The following is a 16,898-nucleotide window of genomic DNA, read 5'->3' as shown; positions in this document are numbered from 1 at the left end:
AAAAAGATAGAAAAAATACAGTTAGGAGAAAACGTATAAACATGACACTATTACTTTTGGTTATTATTTATTTGGCCTTTATTAGCTTAGGGTTGCCTGATCCTTTATTAGGGGCTGCATGGCCCGTAATGCAACAGGAATTGGGGTTACCGCTTGAGGCAGCTGGATTCCTTTTTATGACGATTGCAGGAGGCACTATTGTTTCAAGTTTAGTTAGTGGAAAAGTAATTACGCGATTTGGTACTGGAAAGGTCACTTTTTTTAGTGGTTTAATGACGGCTAGTGCTTTATTAGGTTTTTATTTTGCTCCATCGATCATGTGGTTGGTTATATGCTCAATCCTTCTTGGGCTAGGTGCAGGAGCTGTGGATGCAGCACTTAATAATTATGTTGCTAACAACTATAAGGCACATCATATGAGCTGGTTACATAGTTTTTGGGGTGTAGGAGCCACCTTGGGCCCACTCATCATGGCCCAGTTTATTTCAGGTCAACATGCTTGGAGAAGTGGTTATCTCACAATCTCAGTCATTCAGTTTGCGTTGGCAGCTATTCTGCTATTCTCTTTACCATTATGGAATAGAGTATCGAAAAACAGTAACATAGAGTTAAATGAAAATTCAGAACCTGCCCATACTGAAACTTCTCGTGAAGATACAAAGCCTGTAAAACCTTTGCAAATTAAAGGGGTGAAGCTATCGATGTTTGCCTTCCTATTTTATTGTGGGGTTGAGGCGACAGTGGGACTTTGGGGGAGTAGCTTTCTCGTAAATGTTAAGGAGTTACCAGCATCAGTAGCTGCACAGTGGGTTTCATTCTACTGGGGAGGACTAACGATTGGTAGATTTCTAACTGGTTTTGTTACGTTTAAAATGAGTAACCGCATGCTCATTCGAACAGGACAAGTCATAGCACTAGTTGGTGCTATACTTCTGGTCCTACCATTGCCAACTATCGTTTCACTTGTAGGTTTTATCATGGTGGGATTTGGATTAGCACCGATTTTTCCATGTATGTTACATGAAACACCTGCTCGTTTCGGTAAAACGCATTCACAGACTATTATGGGCTATCAAATGGCTGTAGCTTATACAGGTAGTGCCTTTATGCCACCTCTTCTTGGTTTCATTGCATCAAATACAACAATTGGAATTTTCCCATTTTTTATCGTTGTGTATATTGTGGTGATGCTCTTATGCTCAGAACAACTAAATGCCTACTAAGAAGAAGAGGTGTCGTATCTAATTAAACATGTATATCGACTTAGTGAAACTATAATAAGATGTGAGGAGAATTCTTATGATTAAATTAGTGGTATCTGATATGGATGGAACGTTTTTGAATAATAATGGTGATTTTAACAGAGAACTGTATAAGGACGTTAAAAAGATAATGAAAGAAAAAGGAGTTATTTTTGCTCCAGTTACTGGAAAACAATGTGAACGTGTGGAAGAGTTATTTTCTGAGGATGCAAATGATTTATGGATTTTAGGAGATAGTGCTACTCGAATTAAGCATAACGGAGAATTTGTTTATGAATCTCTGTTAAGCAATAAATTAGGTTTGAAAATAATCCATTTACTCGAAGAAATTAGCTTAGAACATACCGTTATTGCGTGTACAAAAAACGGTGCAGTCATAAAAGGAAGTATCCCACAAGAAGAAGCTGCTATTGTCAGAGGATCTTATGCTCAAGTAAGACATGTCACTAATTTTAATGAAATAAAAGAGGATTTTGTTAAAATTACGATTCACGATCCATTGTTAAGGTGTATGGAAACTAGAGAAAAACTAAATCCGTATTTTGAGTCAGCTTATATTGTAGCTTCGGAAGCAGCATGGATAGATATAGCAAATACCAATGTTCATAAGGGTACTACCGTAGAGCAGTTACAGCGATTACTGAATGTTACGCCAGAAGAAACAATGGCATTCGGAGATGGGTACAATGATATAGAGCTCATGACCCGTAGTACATATAGCTTTGCTGTCCGCAATGCAGTTCAAGAAGTTAAAGACGCTGCCAATTTTATTACCCGTTCAAATGAAGAAGATGCTGTAATGAAAACAATCATTAAGATGTTATCATTACAGGAAAATAGCTATTAAATGATATTTATCATCGAACTTTGTGAATCTTAATACTTAACTATAGTAGAGCTTTTTCACTTAAAAATCATGGATGTTCTTCTATTGGTGAACATCTTGACATCTGTATGATACGAACAGTTTAGTTTTTAAAAGTTTAATAGCGATATTAAATGGTCGAGAAAACTCTTATGTAAAGGGATTTCTCGGCTTTTTTGTTTAGTTAAAAATGGCTCCATACAAACCTAACATTCCCACTGTGGTGGTCTTAATCTAGCTTTCTATCCTTAAAACGAACAACCTCAGTTCAAATTGTACGAATCTACACTTGATATTTGTAGGACTTGAACCATATAATTTAGTTATACGTACAAGTTTGGTGATGTATTTTTATAAGTTCAGTACAAATTTAAATGTTTTACTGAAATTACAAAATGGGAAAGGTTGTGTTGGGCATAATGGAAGGTTTGGATCTAGATGAATGGATTTCAAGGAATTGTCAGTGTGGGAACCCCCATTTTGATATGACGATTGAGCAAATAGTGATTGAAAGGAGTGCCTTAAAAGAAGCGGTCCTTTTTTTGAAAACAAAAAACTATCAAAAGATCGCGATTGTGGCAGATCGTAATACGTATGAAGTGGCAGGACGTTCGTTTTTGCAGGCAGTTAAGCAACTAGAAATCTTAACGGAGACGTCTCTAGTAGGTTATGAAAACGATTCTGAAGTATTAGCAGATGAGAAGTCTATCGTACAAGTGATGACTTCGGTCTCCGCAAATACCGAGATTATTATCGCAATTGGTGCAGGCACGATTCATGACATTGTTCGCTTTGTTAGCTATAAGATGGGAAAGCCTTTTCTCTCGATCCCAACGGCCCCTTCTGTTGATGGTTTTACTTCTATGGGTGCTCCGATCATTGTTAATGGAAATAAAAAAACGTACCAAACTCAAGCGCCGATAGCGGTATTTGCCGATTTAGATATTCTGATGGCGGCCCCTAAAAAAATGATAGCAGCAGGTTTTGGAGATATGTTAGGAAAAACCACCTCTTTAGTTGATTGGCAATTTGGTCATTTAATCGATGAAGAGCCTTTTTGTCCATTGGTTTTTCAAATGACTGAACAAGCATTAGAAAAGTGTTCGAAAAATTTTCAAAAGATTGCCAATAGAGAGGAAGGGGGGATAAAGATTTTGATGCAGTCGTTAATTTTATCTGGTTTGGCTATGCTTCGTTTTGGCCAGTCCCATCCAGCCTCAGGAGCTGAGCATCATCTATCCCATTATTGGGAAATGGTTTTTATAAAAGAAAAGAAAAAGCAAGTGCTACATGGGGAAAAAGTCAGTATTTCAACCTGCCTTATTTCCGAATTTTATCAAACGACGATAAAAGCAGCACTCATTGAATTAAAAAAGGATTCAATTTTGTTTAATGATAAAAGAATGGAGCGTTTGAAAATAAATCATGGAAAAATTTTAGGTATTTTAACGAAGATGCCGACTTCTATACAAATGCAGGAAATGGTTCGAAGGTTAGGGGGCGAATTGAACCCACAATCATTAGGGATTTCTGAAGAACTTATCGAAAGTAGTTTACAAAAGGCTCATTTATTAAGGGAAAGGTTTACTTTTTTATCCTTTTATAATCAATTTATTCGTAAATAAAAGTCTGATTTTAGATATGATTTGTACGAACGAATGTAGATGATGCTATCGATTATAAAAAAAATATAATTTTACTTAAAAAAATATAGAAATTTGTACGTACGTGTGTATAATAATAAATAGAGATTATAGTTTTGAAGAGGAGGGTATTCGAGATGTTAGAAACACTCAAAGAAGAAGTGTTTGAGGCGAATTTAGCTCTGACTAAGTATGATCTTGTCACTTTTACGTGGGGGAATGTAAGTGGAATTGATCGCGAAAAGGGGCTTGTAGTCATTAAGCCTAGTGGGGTTGAGTATTCTGAGATGACGAGTCGTGATATGGTCGTCGTTGATTTTGAAGGTCAAGTATTGGAGGGGGATTTAAAGCCTTCCTCAGATACAGCTACCCATATTGCTCTCTATCAATCTTTTCCTGAAATTGGAGGGATTGTCCATACGCATTCTACTTGTGCAACAAGTTGGGCCCAAGCGGGTAGAGCAATACCCTCTTTTGGCACGACTCAAGCGGATTATTTTTATGGGGAAATTCCATGTACACGTAAAATGACGAGAGAAGAGGTAAATGGGAACTATGAACTTGAAACAGGAAATGTTATCATTGAAACTTTTCGGAAAAATGTATTAAATCCCATTCAAGTACCGGGTGTTTTAGTTCATTCTCATGCGCCATTTGCTTGGGGGAAAAGTCCAAAAGACGCAATTCATAATGCGGTCGTGTTAGAAGAGGTCGCAGAAATGGCTTGGAGAACACTAACGATCAATCCAGGGGCTAGTCCGATGGAGCAAGTTCTTTTAGACAGACACTATTTAAGAAAACATGGAGAAAATGCCTATTACGGTCAAGGTGAAAAAGGAAGTGAAATCAGATGAATAAGAACTATACAATTGGTGTTGATTATGGAACAGAATCGGGAAGGGCTGTCCTAGTTGACCTTACAGATGGAACTGAGATAGCCGATCATGTGACGAAATATTCACATGGAGTAATAGATAAAGTCCTTCCGAGCTCAAAGGTTATACTCGAACATGAATGGGCTCTTCAACACCCCCTTGATTATATTGAGGTTTTAACAAAATCTGTCCCTGCTGTTGTAAAAATGTCAGGCGTTGACCCTGATGACATTATCGGGATTGCGATTGATTTTACTGCATGTACGATGCTGCCAATTGATTCCCAAGGAGAACCGCTCTGTTTAAAGGCTGATTTAAAGGAACGTCCTCATAGCTGGGTAAAACTATGGAAGCATCATGCCGCACAGGATGAGGCGAACCGAATTAATGAAATAGCGGCGTTACGAGGAGAGTCTTTTTTGCAAAGGTATGGGGGGAAGATATCTTCCGAATGGATGATCGCAAAAATATGGCAAATTCTAAATGAGGACGAAGAAATCTATCAACTCACGGATCGTTTTGTGGAAGCGACGGATTGGGTCGTTTCGCAAATGACTAGTCAACTCACAAGAAATAGTTGTACGGCTGGTTATAAGGCGATTTGGCATAAACAAAAAGGTTATCCCACAAAAGATTTTTTTGAATCTTTAGATAGTAGATTAGGAGATTTAACCGAGACAAAACTTCGCGGTAAAGTCCTTCCATTAGGTTCAAAAGCAGGTGAGTTAACAAAAGAAATGGCGAATTTAATGGGGTTAAAGGAAGGGATTGCGGTTGCGGTAGGGAATGTCGATGCTCATGCGGCTGTACCGGCTGTTGGGGTTGTTGAGCCTGGAAAGCTAGTGATGGCAATGGGGACCTCCATCTGTCATATGTTGCTTGGGACAGAGGAAAGGAATGTAGAAGGAATGTGTGGGGTGGTAGAAGATGGTATCATTCCTGGATTTTTAGGTTATGAAGCTGGTCAATCCGCTGTCGGAGATATTTTTGCTTGGTATGTCGAGCATGGTGTACCAGAGGGATTAAAAGTGGAAGCGGACCGTTTAGGGAAAGACGTTCATCAGCTTCTTGAAGAAAAGGCATCGATTTATAAGCCGGGTGAAACGGGATTACTTGCCTTAGATTGGTGGAATGGAAATCGTTCAGTATTAGTGGATACAGATTTAACTGGGCTTATTCTTGGATTTACCCTCCTTACAAAACCTGAAGAGATCTATCGGACCCTTTTGGAAGCGACCGCGTTTGGAACGCGAAAGATAATAGATGCTTTTCATAACAATGGAGTACCTGTTAATGAGTTGTATGCTTGTGGTGGGTTACCTCAAAAAAACAACTTGCTTATGCAAATCTATGCGGATGTGACAAATCGCGAAATTAAAATAGCCGATTCGAAACAAACACCGGCTTTAGGGGCAGCTATGTTCGCAGCAGTCGCAGCAGGAAGTCAAAACGGTGGATTTGATACGATTCATGAAGCGGCTCAAAAGATGGGACGAGTGAAAGATAAGACTTATAAGCCGAAACCTGAAAACGTTGCCATTTATGAAAAATTATACGAAGAATATAACACCCTTCACGAATATTTTGGTCGCGGTGCCAATGACGTGATGAAACGACTGAAATCATATAAATAGATTAGGTTAATTTTAATCACTATAACCATTTTAGGAGGAAACTAGATGTTGGAAGTAAAAAAGTATAACTTTTGGTTTGTAACTGGCAGTCAACATTTATATGGACCAGAAACAATTGAAGAGGTTTGGGAGCATTCAAAAGGAATAGTAAGTGAACTAAACGACAATTCGACGATTCCATATGAAATTGTGATAAAGCCTGTTTTGACAACGGCTGATTCCATTCGAAAGCTTTGTTTAGAAGCGAATACAGATGATAGTTGTGCAGGGATTATCACATGGATGCATACCTTTTCTCCTGCAAAAATGTGGATTGCTGGATTGATGGAATTAAGGAAACCTTTATTACATTTGCATACTCAATATAATCGAGAAATCCCTTGGGGTACGATTGATATGGATTTTATGAATACGAATCAATCGGCCCATGGAGATCGTGAATTTGGCTATATTGGAGCGCGACTTAATCTGGCACGAAAGGTTATTGTTGGACATTGGCAAGATGAGTTTGTTCGAGAGCGCACAGCTTCTTGGATGAGGACAGCTGTTGCCGTAACAGACGGGTTGTCTTTGAAAATTGCTCGTTTTGGTGACAATATGCGAAATGTAGCGGTTACAGAAGGAGATAAAATCGAGGCTCAAATAAAACTGGGCTGGACAACAAATGGATATGGAATTGGTGATTTAACAACTTATATAAATGACGTAACAGAAGTACAAGTGAATGAGCTCTTTAATGAATATCGCGATTTATATGAAATAGATTCAAAAGCCTTTTCTTCTAACGATTATCGCGATTCGATTCTTTATCAAGCAAAAGTTGAGCTAGGGATGAAGGCGTTTTTGCAAGATGGTGGATATAGTGCCTTTACGACTAACTTTGAAATTCTCCATGGGATGAAACAATTACCTGGTCTTGCTGTGCAAAGATTAATGGCTCAAGGTTATGGATTTGGTGGTGAAGGCGATTGGAAGACGGCTGGCTTAACTCGAATGATGAAAATCCTTGCTGATGGAAAAGGCACGAGCTTTATGGAAGATTATACGTATCATTTTGAGAAAGGAAATGAATTAGTGCTCGGCTCTCATATGTTAGAGGTCTGTCCTTCAATCGCTGCGACGAAGCCTAAGGTAGAGGTTCATCCTTTAGGGATAGGCGGTAAAGAGGACCCAGCTCGGTTAGTATTTAGTGGTGCAGCTGGAAAGGCACTCAATGCATCATTGATTGATATGGGAAACCGTTTTAGATTAGTCGTTAATGAAGTCAACGCGGTTGAGACCAATCAAAAAATGCCAAAGCTCCCTGTCGCTCAAGTGTTATGGAAGCCGGAACCATCTTTAAGTGAGTCGGCTGAAGCTTGGATTCATGCCGGTGGAGCACATCATACGGTTTTCTCTTATGTTGTCACACCTGAACAGCTTTATGATTGGGCAGAAATGACAGATATTGAGTGTGTGCTAATCAATAAGAGTACAGACTTAATCACGTTTCGAAATGAATTAAAGTGGAATGAGTTTGTTCGAAAAGGATAAGTTTTTCATTGACTTTTAATAGAGGCGATTATCAGGGTATGTGAGGTATCGTCTCTATTGTCATTCTATTTTAGGTTTTGAGCGAACGAAATGGTAAGAGTCATAGAAGGAAGGGAATGGGAAGCATTGGTTCAGGTTCAATTGTTAGACGGGATTTTTAAACAATCAGAGGATAAGGGAATGGACTATTTATTGTTTTTAGATATCGACCGATTAGTAGCCCCTTGTTATGAAGCGGTCGGATTAGCTCCAAAGAAACACCGATATGGGGGGTGGGAGGAAACCGGCATTTCTGGTCATTCTTTAGGGCATTGGTTATCGGCAGCTGCTTATATGTATCAAAATACGATGAACGGAGCAATAAAAGATAAAATTAATAAAGCGATTGACGAACTTGAATACATTCAGAGCCTTCATGATAGTCATTTTATCGGTGGCTTTCCAAGCACCTGCTTTGAAAAGGTTTTTACAGGTGACTTTGAGGTTGACCATTTTACATTGGCAGGGCATTGGGTCCCTTGGTATAGCATGCATAAGCTTTTTGCAGGGCTAATTGATGTATATAAATTGGTCAAAAATGAAAAGGCTTTCTCGATTGTGACAAAGCTAGCTGATTGGGTGCTAGATGGTACCAAGCAATTGACAGAGGCACAGTTTCAAAAAATGCTCATTTGTGAGCATGGTGGCATGAATGATGTGATGGCTGAGCTCTATTTATTAACTCAAAATCAAGCTTATTTACAATTAGCGATTAGGTTTTGTGAACAGCAAATATTAGAGCCGTTATCAAATAGAAGGGATCTTTTAGAGGGGAGACATGCAAATACACAAATACCAAAAGTGATAGGTGCTGCGAAATTATATGATATTACAAAAGAGGAAAAGTATAAGACGGCGGCCACCTTTTTTTGGGAGGAAGTAACGAGGGAGCGTTCTTATATTATTGGAGGAAATAGCATCAATGAGCATTTTGGCCCTATCTCAGATGAAACATTGGGGGTTCAAACAACAGAAACCTGCAATACGTATAATATGCTCAAGTTGACAGCTCATTTGTTTTTATGGGATCAGAAATCAGAATATTACGATTTTTATGAAAGGGCTCTTTATAATCATATTTTAGCCTCACAAGATCCTGATTCAGGGATGAAAGCCTATTTTGTTTCAACAGAGCCGGGTCATTTTAAAGTGTATCATTCACCAGAAGATTCTTTTTGGTGTTGTACAGGCACCGGGATGGAAAGTCCAACTCGTTATTCTGAACATATCTATTACCAAAGAGACGATGAATTGTTCGTTAATTTGTTTATTGCCTCACGCTTACAATTAGAAAAAAAGGAAATGGCGTTAAAATTAGAGACTGATTTTCCGCGTTCAGGTCGAATTCAATTAAAGATAGAAGAGGGGGATGGGCAGTTTATATCGATTCATCTTCGTATCCCCTATTGGATTGATGGAAAGGTCTCGGTTCTTGTAAATAAAAAGCAAACCTTTTTAACCGATAAAAAAGGCTATGTAACTTTATCAAGAAGGTGGAAGGAAGGGGATGTCATCGAGATAAATTTTCCACTTGGACTTCATTCGTATATAGCAAAGGATGATTCGAATAAAGTAGGTATAATGTATGGACCTGTTGTGTTAGCTGGTGCTTTAGGGAGAGAAAATTTCCCTGAAACAGACATCCAAGCAAATCACTTGAGCTTAAATACACACCCTTTAATCGATGTACCTGTCTTTATTGCGGATAAGGACAGACTACGGAACTGGATAAAACCGGTGGACGGTTTACCGCTTCAGTTTGAGACGGAACCCGTTGGACAGCCAGGAAATCAAAGGGTGAGGCTTATTCCCTTTTATCAATTACATCATGAACGTTATAGCCTTTATTGGTCCATTATGGATGAGAATTTATATAAGAAGTTAAAGAGCTTAGAAAAAGAGAAAGAAACGAAATTGAAACAAATAACAATTGATGTCGTGCAACCGTATGAACAACAGGGAGAAATCGAACATTTTATCGAGAAAAAGAATTCTCGTTCAGGGTATTTAAATACAGTCAAAAGAGGCTGGAGAGATTGTCGGGATGAGGGATTCTTTAGTTATAAGATGAAGGTGGAACCAGGAAAACAAATGTATTTGTCTATTGATTTCTTTAATGGAGATCGTGAAATTTCTATAGAGGGTAGTCCATATATCCGTCATTTTACGATTGCGATTGATGATGAGGCTATTGCGGAGAAACGGCTTGAAGGGAATGGACATGAATTGATTCAAGATATTTATGAGATTCCCTATTATTTAACAGAGGATAAACAAGTCGTAGAAGTGAAGTTTATTTCCTCTTATGGAGAGGTGGCGGGAGGTGTTTATGGGATTAGAATGCTCCGCGAGAACTTTATCAATTAATGATAAGTTAACTAATTGAATGAGGGGGTTTTTATATGGCACGTACATGGAAGGTTTCGGGCTTGATGATAATGTTAGTACTTATAGTAGTATTGGTTGTGGTCAAGGGAGGGAGTGAAGCTTCTATTGAGCAGGAGGAAGATGTGAGGATGTCCATAAAAGAAAATGAGTCGATACAAGGTTTTCATAATGCTTCTGTACACGACCCTTCAATCGTTAAAGCCGATAATGTTTTTTATGTCATTGGATCACATATTGATGGAGCCAAATCAACGGACTTAATCAATTGGGAAAATTATACGAATGGATATACAACGCCCGATAATACCATTTTTGGTGATCTTTCTAATAATCTAGCAGAATCCTTTGAATGGGCAGGGGAGGATGATGTAGATAGTCAAGGTGGTCATGCGGTTTGGGCACCAGAAGTCATTTGGAATGAGCATTATCTTAATGAGGATGGAAGTAAAGGGGCGTATATGATTTATTATAGTGTTTCTTCTACTTATATACGGTCCGCTATTGGTTATGCCGTTTCAAAAGAGATAGAAGGACCGTTTGAATATGTCGACACGATTATGTATTCTGGCTTTTATGATCACGATGCGTCCGATCCGAATAGTGATGTCAACAAGAACTGGATTCATACGAACATTCCGAGTTTAATGGAGGATGGCATAATAGATGAACCGAATCCAAATTGGTTTACAGATCAAGGGGGCTATAATTATCGGATATATACGAATTCAATCGATGCAAATCTTTTCTTTGATGAAAATGGAAAGCTTTGGATGACCTATGGTTCATGGGCTGGTGGAATTTTTATGATGGAAGTTGATCCGGTAACTGGTCAACCTCTTTATCCAGGTGAGGATGGTTTGACAGAAGATGGTCGATTAATCGATCGTTATTTTGGAACTAAAATTGCGGGTGGTTATGGACATTCGATAGAAGGACCTTATATTTATTATGATGATGTTGAAAATTACTATTATTTATTTGCCACATATGGCGGTTTAAGTTCAAGTGGAGGATACCAAATGAGAACGTTTCGTTCGGAAAATCCTGATGGTCCATATGAAGATGCAGCAGGAAAAAAGGCCGTTTTTCCGGATTCACTTGATGATGGAACCGTTCGAAATAAGGTAGATAGTTATGAGCATGCCGAATTTGGCAATAAAATGATCGGGAATTTCCTTTTTGAGCATAAAGTTGGTGACGATGGAACTGGTGAAGATTATGGGTATATTTCTCCCGGACATAATTCCGTCTATATGAGTGAGGAAACAGGTGAGAGGTTTCTCGTTTTCCATACACGCTTCCCAGACAGAGGAGAAATGCATGAAGTTCGGGTTCATCAAATGTTTATGAATAAAAATGGCTGGCCAGTTGTCGCCCCTTATCGGTATACGGGTGAAACAGTAGAGAAGATTCATCGAAATGAGGTCATTGGTGACTATTATATGATCGAACACGGCAAAGAAATTACGTCAGAGATTGAAAAGCAGAAATATATTACGTTAACGAAAAATAATAAAGTCACGGGTGATGTGAAAGGTTCGTGGAAGAGGACGGCTCATAACCTGGCTGAATTGACAATCGATGGAACTGTTTATGAAGGTGTGTTTATAAAGCAATATAACCCTAGCTTAGAAAGGGATGTCGTCACTTTTACTTTGATGTCAAAAGACGGTGAAATGATTTGGGGCAGCCAGCTAGGGGAACGTTCTAGTAAGGAAGTGACTGAGGATATTTTAAAGGATTTGTCATTAGGGGATACCGAGCAAATCATTTCAGATTTGTGGCTCCCGACGGATGGTTCACGTAATGCCGTTATTTCATGGGAAAGCTCAGATCCAACGATTGTTACAAGTACAGGTCAAGTGACAAGGCCATCTGCTGGAGAAAGCGAAGCATCTGCCACATTAACCGCAACCATTACTCATGGGAAAGCAACGGCTAAAAAAACATTTGAAATTCGGGTTTTACCTTACCGGGAAAAGGGGTTAGTCGCTCATTATCCGTTTGATCGTGATTTAACAGAGCGGACAGGGAATTTTGGAGAGGGTACGATAACAGGAGAAAGAATTACTTATACAGGTGGCAGTCTTTCATATGAAGCAGGAGTTAGTCAGGAAGCGGTCGTCTTTGATGGGAGCTCTGGCATACGTTTACCTAAAGGTTTAATTGCGTCTGATCAGTACTCCGTGTCTTTGTGGGTTAAGCCTGCAGAATTGACGACTTTTGCGACGACTTTTTTTGGGGCAAGAGATGAGAATAATTGGATTAGTTTGCTTCCGAGGGGGCCGATTGAAGAGCAAACAATGCTCTGGTCAGGTAGTGCCCAATGGTATGAAGCGCCAACCGATTTTTCAATCGAAAAGGGGGAGTGGTCGCATCTTGTGTTTACTTATAATAAAGGAAAACTTGAAGTGTACATTAATGGAAATAATCATTTTAGTGGAGATGAATTCCCGAATATATTTACGACGATGAAGGCAGATTTCAGTTTAGCAGTGAATTGGTGGGACACGCCTTTTGTAGGATTAATGGATGATTTGAGAATATATGAGGGAGCACTTTCTGAAAAAGAGATTAAACGCTTATTAAATCATGATTAAATCTCAATAAAATCTAAGAGTCATAAGTCATACGGATCAGTTGCTATTAATCTTTGGGCTACACTTTATAGGAGAATGAAAAGGTAGTTATTAATGGTTAATAAAGGCGAAAAAATGTGTTGATATTGACAGAAAAGTTAGTTATAATTTATTTGAATCATCTTATACGTACAAATTACGATAATGACATGATAGAAGTTCAACATGTTCGTACAAAGGTGTGATTTTTAAACGAGGAAAAGGAGGAAACGAATTAATATTTTTTATTTTTTCAGAATTGTAAACGTTATCAAATTTGTGCTTAAATTCTGCTTTGCATTGAAGTTATTAAACTATTAATTTTTTATTGAGGGGGATATGGATGAGTAAATTAAAAAGGTTAATGATGCTTTTATTACTCTCGTTTCTGTTAGTTGGGTGTGGAGGGAATGATGAATTCACGATCGAGTTTTGGACTCCTTTAACCGGGGATGATGGGGCGAATATGGATCAAATTGTTAGAGAATATAATGAGACTGAGCCGGAATATAAGGTCAATCACGTTATTACCTCAGATATGTACACAAAAATGTATACAGTCTTAAATTCAGGAAGAGGTATTCCGGATTTATCGATCATTCATGCAGATCGAGTTCCAAATTTTGTTGATCAAAATTTACTTAAACCAATGACCGAGATCATGGCAATTGAACCAGAATTAAAGGAAGAAAATTATTTAACAGAAGCTTGGACTTCAGGAAATGTGGATGGAACCCAATATACAATTCCATTAGATATTCATGGAAGTGCGATGTATTACAATAAGGAATTGTTAGCAAAGTATGATGTTGAGCATTTTTTAGAAGATAATGTTGTCACTTTTGAAGAAATCCTGTCATTACAAGGGCAACTAGATGAAGGCGATTATGTTGTGAATGATGCTTTGTTAAGCTGGGTTATTTTAGCTCAGATTCAAAATTTAGGTGGAGATATTCAAGATGAGAATGGAAATCCTGCCGTTAATACACCGGAAATGAAGCATGCGTTCGAAGCGATTAAGGAAATTAAAGATGCTGGATTATTGACTCCATATGGAGAAGATGGCTATTTAATGTTCCAATCTGGAAACGTTTTATTCTCTACTGATGGAACGTGGAGTTCAATCGGGCATGCTCAAGTTGAAAGTTTAGATTTTGGTGTAACGAATGTTTATGCTTTTGAACCGGAAATCTTTCATAATAGAGCATCCTCTCATTTATTTGCGATGCTAACAAGTGAGGAGAGAACCGAAGAAAAAGAGGAAGGGATTGCGAGCTTTTTAGAATATTTGAGAGAAAATTCAATGGAATGGGCTGAAGCTGGTCAAATTGTCGCTAGTATTGACGTCATTGAGGATTCGAGCTACGACAGTTATCTTCAATCATTCTTTACTTCAACAGAAGAGCAAACAGATTCTTTATATATTTATACGTACAGACATTATCCTTATATAGCGGAGGCTTTAGATACGTATTCAGCTGATATGGTTCATGGAGAACTGGATATTGAGCAAGGGTTAGAAGAGATGCAAAGATTTGTAGAAGATAAGGTTTCGGAAGGGGCGTTAGATTTAGAGAATGTAATAAATGATGAAGAAGCAAACGATAATTAGAAAAAAGGAGGGGAATGTGCCATTGTTCAAGTGGCACATTACTCTTACCAAAAGGAGTTTGAAGAGTATTGTTTAAGAAAATAAACTTAGGTCCTGTTTTCTTTGTTGGTCCCCACATTATCCTGTTTATCGTGTTTATTTTGTTACCGACTATATATGGGGTTTATGCGTCTTTTACGAGATGGAATCTGGTCGGAGATCCCGTTTGGGTTGGCTTAGATAATTATCGAACAATTTTGTTTAATGAAGATTCGACCTTTTATCACCAATTTTACAATGGGATGAAAAATACTTTTATTTTTGTTATAGCTAGTGTTCCATTAATGATTATAATTCCTTTATTAATAGCCGTTTCATTAGAGCATAAAGATGTTAAGTTAAAAAATCTATTTCAGACCCTTTTATATCTTCCAGGTCTGATCTCTATATCGGCTGCAGCCCTTATTTGGTCCCTTATTTTTAATAAGCAGCTAGGAGTGGTCAGCAATGTATTTGGTTCAGAACCAGTCTGGGCAGCTACTCAACCATATGCCTGGATTACGATTCTTACTATTACGATATGGGCTGGAATTGGTGGGAATATGATTATTTATCGGGCTTCTATCAATGGGGTTTCACCGGATTTATATGAATCAGCCGAAATTGATGGGGCTGGACCTGTAAGGAAATTTTTTAGTATTACGTTACCGTCAATACGGTTTCCTTTAATTTTTACGTTAGTGATGACAACGGCTGGGGCGTTTAACGTCTTTGCTCAGCCTTTGATGATGACAGACGGAGGACCGAGACAAAGTACGACCGTATTAATGATGTATATTCGTGATTTAGCTTTTAGTCATGGAGAGTCGATAGCGGGTGTCGCCTCGGCGATGGCGGTTTTACTAGGTTTAGTCATTTTAGTGATATCAGCGATTCAATATTACTTAATGAACCGTAATGCTGTGTAACGGAAAAAGAAAGAGGAGGGTGGAAATGAACAACCGAGTAAAAATCTCAGATTCTACGTCATTAACAAAGTCGACTAAGCCTGTTAAGGAAAGAGGTAGTGGACGTATTAAAATTTCGAAATACTTAGCCTATATCTTTCTGATTGTAGTAAGTGCGATCTGGATGATTCCTGTCTTATTTGGAATTACAACATCATTTCGTTCGCAGACAGAGGTTGTAAATGAAGGCTTTCGACTTTTACCTGTGAACTGGATCGTCGATAATTATATGGCTATATTAGAAAACACATCGAGTGCTCCGATATTACAATGGATATGGAACTCTATTTTTATTGCTACGACACATACACTTTTAGTTATTGTTGTGATTTCTATAACAGGATATGGATACACACGTATGAAATTTAAAGGCAGAGATGTTCTGTTTTTTACATTATTAGCTATTTCGTTTTTCCCGAATGTTGTCAATTTAATTCCTTCTTATAAAATTATTGATACATTGGGCTGGGTGAACACGCCTTGGGCTATGATCGTACCTGGGTTAGCCGGAATGGGAAATATCTTTCTTGTGAGACAATTTATGAAAGGAATCCCAAAGGAGTTGGATGAATCGGCTAAGGTGGATGGTGCGAGCGATTTTGTCATTTTCTTTAGAATTGTCTTACCATTAATAAAACCAGTGTTAATTGTTTGTGGTTTGTTTTCTTTTGTTGGTTCTTGGAATGACTTCCTCTGGCCGGTTATCGTTTATACGGATGTTCAAAAAATGCCAGTTACCGCTGGGTTGCTATTGTTACAGGATGTATATGGGAATTATCGAATGATTGGTCAATTGATGGGTTCAGCAATATTAGCGATTATTCCTACGTTGCTACTATTCTTCTTTGCCCAAAAATATTTTGTTCAAGCGATCAAATTAAATGCAGGGATTAAAGGGTGAGATTTTAAAAAGGTTGGATCAAAAAAAGACTTAATAGGGAATGGTTTTAGATGGTGACAATCAAAAGAGGGTTGGAACGAAAATTATTAATCATTGGTTCTACGTGGAACTTAATTACGTCACTATTAACGATTTTTAGTTACTATAGCTGGTTTGATCAAGAGGGAGCTAAGCGATTAGAAAATCAAGACTGGAATACGATGATAGCTGGCTCTCAAATGGTTAATAATGTGCTCCAGGTGATTTTAATGTTTGGCATTTTTATGCTTGTAGGGGCGATCATTAATTTTTTGATTGCTGTGAAATTAAAAGATAATGAGATTCAGTATGGGGTTTTAATCTGGATCGCGATATGGGGTCTCATTCAATTACTCTCTATGGACATCATTGGCTTTATTTTATTTTTAATCGCTTTTGTTATCTATTTGGCTAAAAATAGAGCAATTCGGCTTATTAAAAACGAAAAAACAGCAAGTACGTCTGGAAATTTGGCTAACTAGATTGATAGTCTTACCCATTTTAAAATACATGAACGGAAATGA

12 protein-coding genes are annotated in these 16,898 nt (G+C 38.1%); all 12 read left to right on the top strand.

Annotated features, from left to right (window positions below; translation table 11 throughout):
* The first annotated feature begins 41 nt into the window (after nucleotides 1-41).
* The 12 genes from AA0017_RS09885 to AA0017_RS09830 all read left to right on the top strand — a co-directional run bounded on the left by AA0017_RS09885 (nucleotide 42) and on the right by AA0017_RS09830 (nucleotide 16,856).
* Entirely contained in the window at nucleotides 42-1,223 is a 1,182-nt protein-coding gene (locus tag AA0017_RS09885) for an MFS transporter (RefSeq protein WP_413381406.1), read from the top strand.
* A gap of 76 nt (nucleotides 1,224-1,299) precedes the next feature.
* Nucleotides 1,300-2,109: an HAD family hydrolase gene (locus AA0017_RS09880; protein ID WP_413381404.1), complete on the top strand. Its 810-nt coding sequence runs from the start codon at nucleotides 1,300-1,302 to the stop codon at nucleotides 2,107-2,109.
* A 437-nt stretch (nucleotides 2,110-2,546) separates the two neighbouring features.
* The gene (locus AA0017_RS09875) at nucleotides 2,547-3,752 is read left to right on the top strand and encodes a sn-glycerol-1-phosphate dehydrogenase (RefSeq protein WP_413382531.1); all 1,206 of its coding nucleotides are present in this window, start codon (nucleotides 2,547-2,549) and stop codon (nucleotides 3,750-3,752) included.
* Between the two features lie 155 nt (nucleotides 3,753-3,907).
* The gene (gene araD, locus AA0017_RS09870; RefSeq protein ID WP_413381402.1) at nucleotides 3,908-4,624 is read left to right on the top strand and encodes an L-ribulose-5-phosphate 4-epimerase; all 717 of its coding nucleotides are present in this window, start codon (nucleotides 3,908-3,910) and stop codon (nucleotides 4,622-4,624) included.
* Nucleotides 4,621-6,279, top strand: coding sequence for a ribulokinase (locus AA0017_RS09865; protein ID WP_413381400.1), 1,659 nt, complete (start codon nucleotides 4,621-4,623; stop codon nucleotides 6,277-6,279). Before araD ends, AA0017_RS09865 begins: the two co-directional genes overlap by 4 nt.
* A gap of 45 nt (nucleotides 6,280-6,324) precedes the next feature.
* Nucleotides 6,325-7,812 carry an L-arabinose isomerase gene (gene araA, locus AA0017_RS09860; RefSeq protein WP_413381398.1) on the top strand — a complete coding sequence of 496 codons (1,488 nt, stop codon included), beginning with the start codon at nucleotides 6,325-6,327 and terminating at the stop codon, nucleotides 7,810-7,812.
* 90 nt (nucleotides 7,813-7,902) lie between these two features.
* Entirely contained in the window at nucleotides 7,903-10,218 is a 2,316-nt protein-coding gene (locus tag AA0017_RS09855; protein WP_413381396.1) for a beta-L-arabinofuranosidase domain-containing protein, read from the top strand.
* Nucleotides 10,219-10,253: 35 nt separating this feature from the next.
* Complete coding sequence (locus tag AA0017_RS09850) at nucleotides 10,254-12,839, top strand: LamG-like jellyroll fold domain-containing protein (RefSeq protein ID WP_413381394.1); 2,586 nt, start codon at nucleotides 10,254-10,256, stop codon at nucleotides 12,837-12,839.
* 361 nt (nucleotides 12,840-13,200) lie between these two features.
* Nucleotides 13,201-14,469, top strand: coding sequence for an extracellular solute-binding protein (locus AA0017_RS09845; RefSeq protein ID WP_413381392.1), 1,269 nt, complete (start codon nucleotides 13,201-13,203; stop codon nucleotides 14,467-14,469).
* Nucleotides 14,470-14,537: 68 nt separating this feature from the next.
* A complete protein-coding gene (locus AA0017_RS09840; protein ID WP_413381390.1) occupies nucleotides 14,538-15,416 on the top strand; it encodes a carbohydrate ABC transporter permease in 879 nt (292 codons plus the stop codon).
* 25 nt (nucleotides 15,417-15,441) lie between these two features.
* Nucleotides 15,442-16,356 (top strand): carbohydrate ABC transporter permease, encoded by a 915-nt coding sequence (locus AA0017_RS09835; RefSeq protein WP_413381388.1) that lies wholly within the window; start codon nucleotides 15,442-15,444, stop codon nucleotides 16,354-16,356.
* 50 nt (nucleotides 16,357-16,406) lie between these two features.
* Nucleotides 16,407-16,856: a hypothetical protein gene (locus AA0017_RS09830; RefSeq protein ID WP_413381387.1), complete on the top strand. Its 450-nt coding sequence runs from the start codon at nucleotides 16,407-16,409 to the stop codon at nucleotides 16,854-16,856.
* The last annotated feature ends 42 nt before the right edge of the window (nucleotides 16,857-16,898 follow it).

The organism is Alkalihalobacillus phoenicis (assembly GCF_047302405.1).
Lineage (GTDB): Bacteria > Bacillota > Bacilli > Bacillales > Bacillaceae_D > Alkalihalobacillus.
This window is presented reverse-complemented; position numbering and strand designations above follow the sequence as displayed.

Bases quoted from the DNA above. Each gene is read 5' to 3' on its own strand.
- AA0017_RS09885 (WP_413381406.1), top strand. From the start codon at position 42: ATGACACTATTACTTTTGGTTATTATTTATTTGGCCTTTATTAGCTTA.
- AA0017_RS09880 (WP_413381404.1), top strand. From the start codon at position 1,300: ATGATTAAATTAGTGGTATCTGATATGGATGGAACGTTTTTGAATAAT.
- AA0017_RS09875 (WP_413382531.1), top strand. From the start codon at position 2,547: ATGGAAGGTTTGGATCTAGATGAATGGATTTCAAGGAATTGTCAGTGT.
- araD (WP_413381402.1), top strand. From the start codon at position 3,908: ATGTTAGAAACACTCAAAGAAGAAGTGTTTGAGGCGAATTTAGCTCTG.
- AA0017_RS09865 (WP_413381400.1), top strand. From the start codon at position 4,621: ATGAATAAGAACTATACAATTGGTGTTGATTATGGAACAGAATCGGGA.
- araA (WP_413381398.1), top strand. From the start codon at position 6,325: ATGTTGGAAGTAAAAAAGTATAACTTTTGGTTTGTAACTGGCAGTCAA.
- AA0017_RS09855 (WP_413381396.1), top strand. From the start codon at position 7,903: ATGGTAAGAGTCATAGAAGGAAGGGAATGGGAAGCATTGGTTCAGGTT.
- AA0017_RS09850 (WP_413381394.1), top strand. From the start codon at position 10,254: ATGGCACGTACATGGAAGGTTTCGGGCTTGATGATAATGTTAGTACTT.
- AA0017_RS09845 (WP_413381392.1), top strand. From the start codon at position 13,201: ATGAGTAAATTAAAAAGGTTAATGATGCTTTTATTACTCTCGTTTCTG.
- AA0017_RS09835 (WP_413381388.1), top strand. From the start codon at position 15,442: ATGAACAACCGAGTAAAAATCTCAGATTCTACGTCATTAACAAAGTCG.
- AA0017_RS09830 (WP_413381387.1), top strand. From the start codon at position 16,407: ATGGTGACAATCAAAAGAGGGTTGGAACGAAAATTATTAATCATTGGT.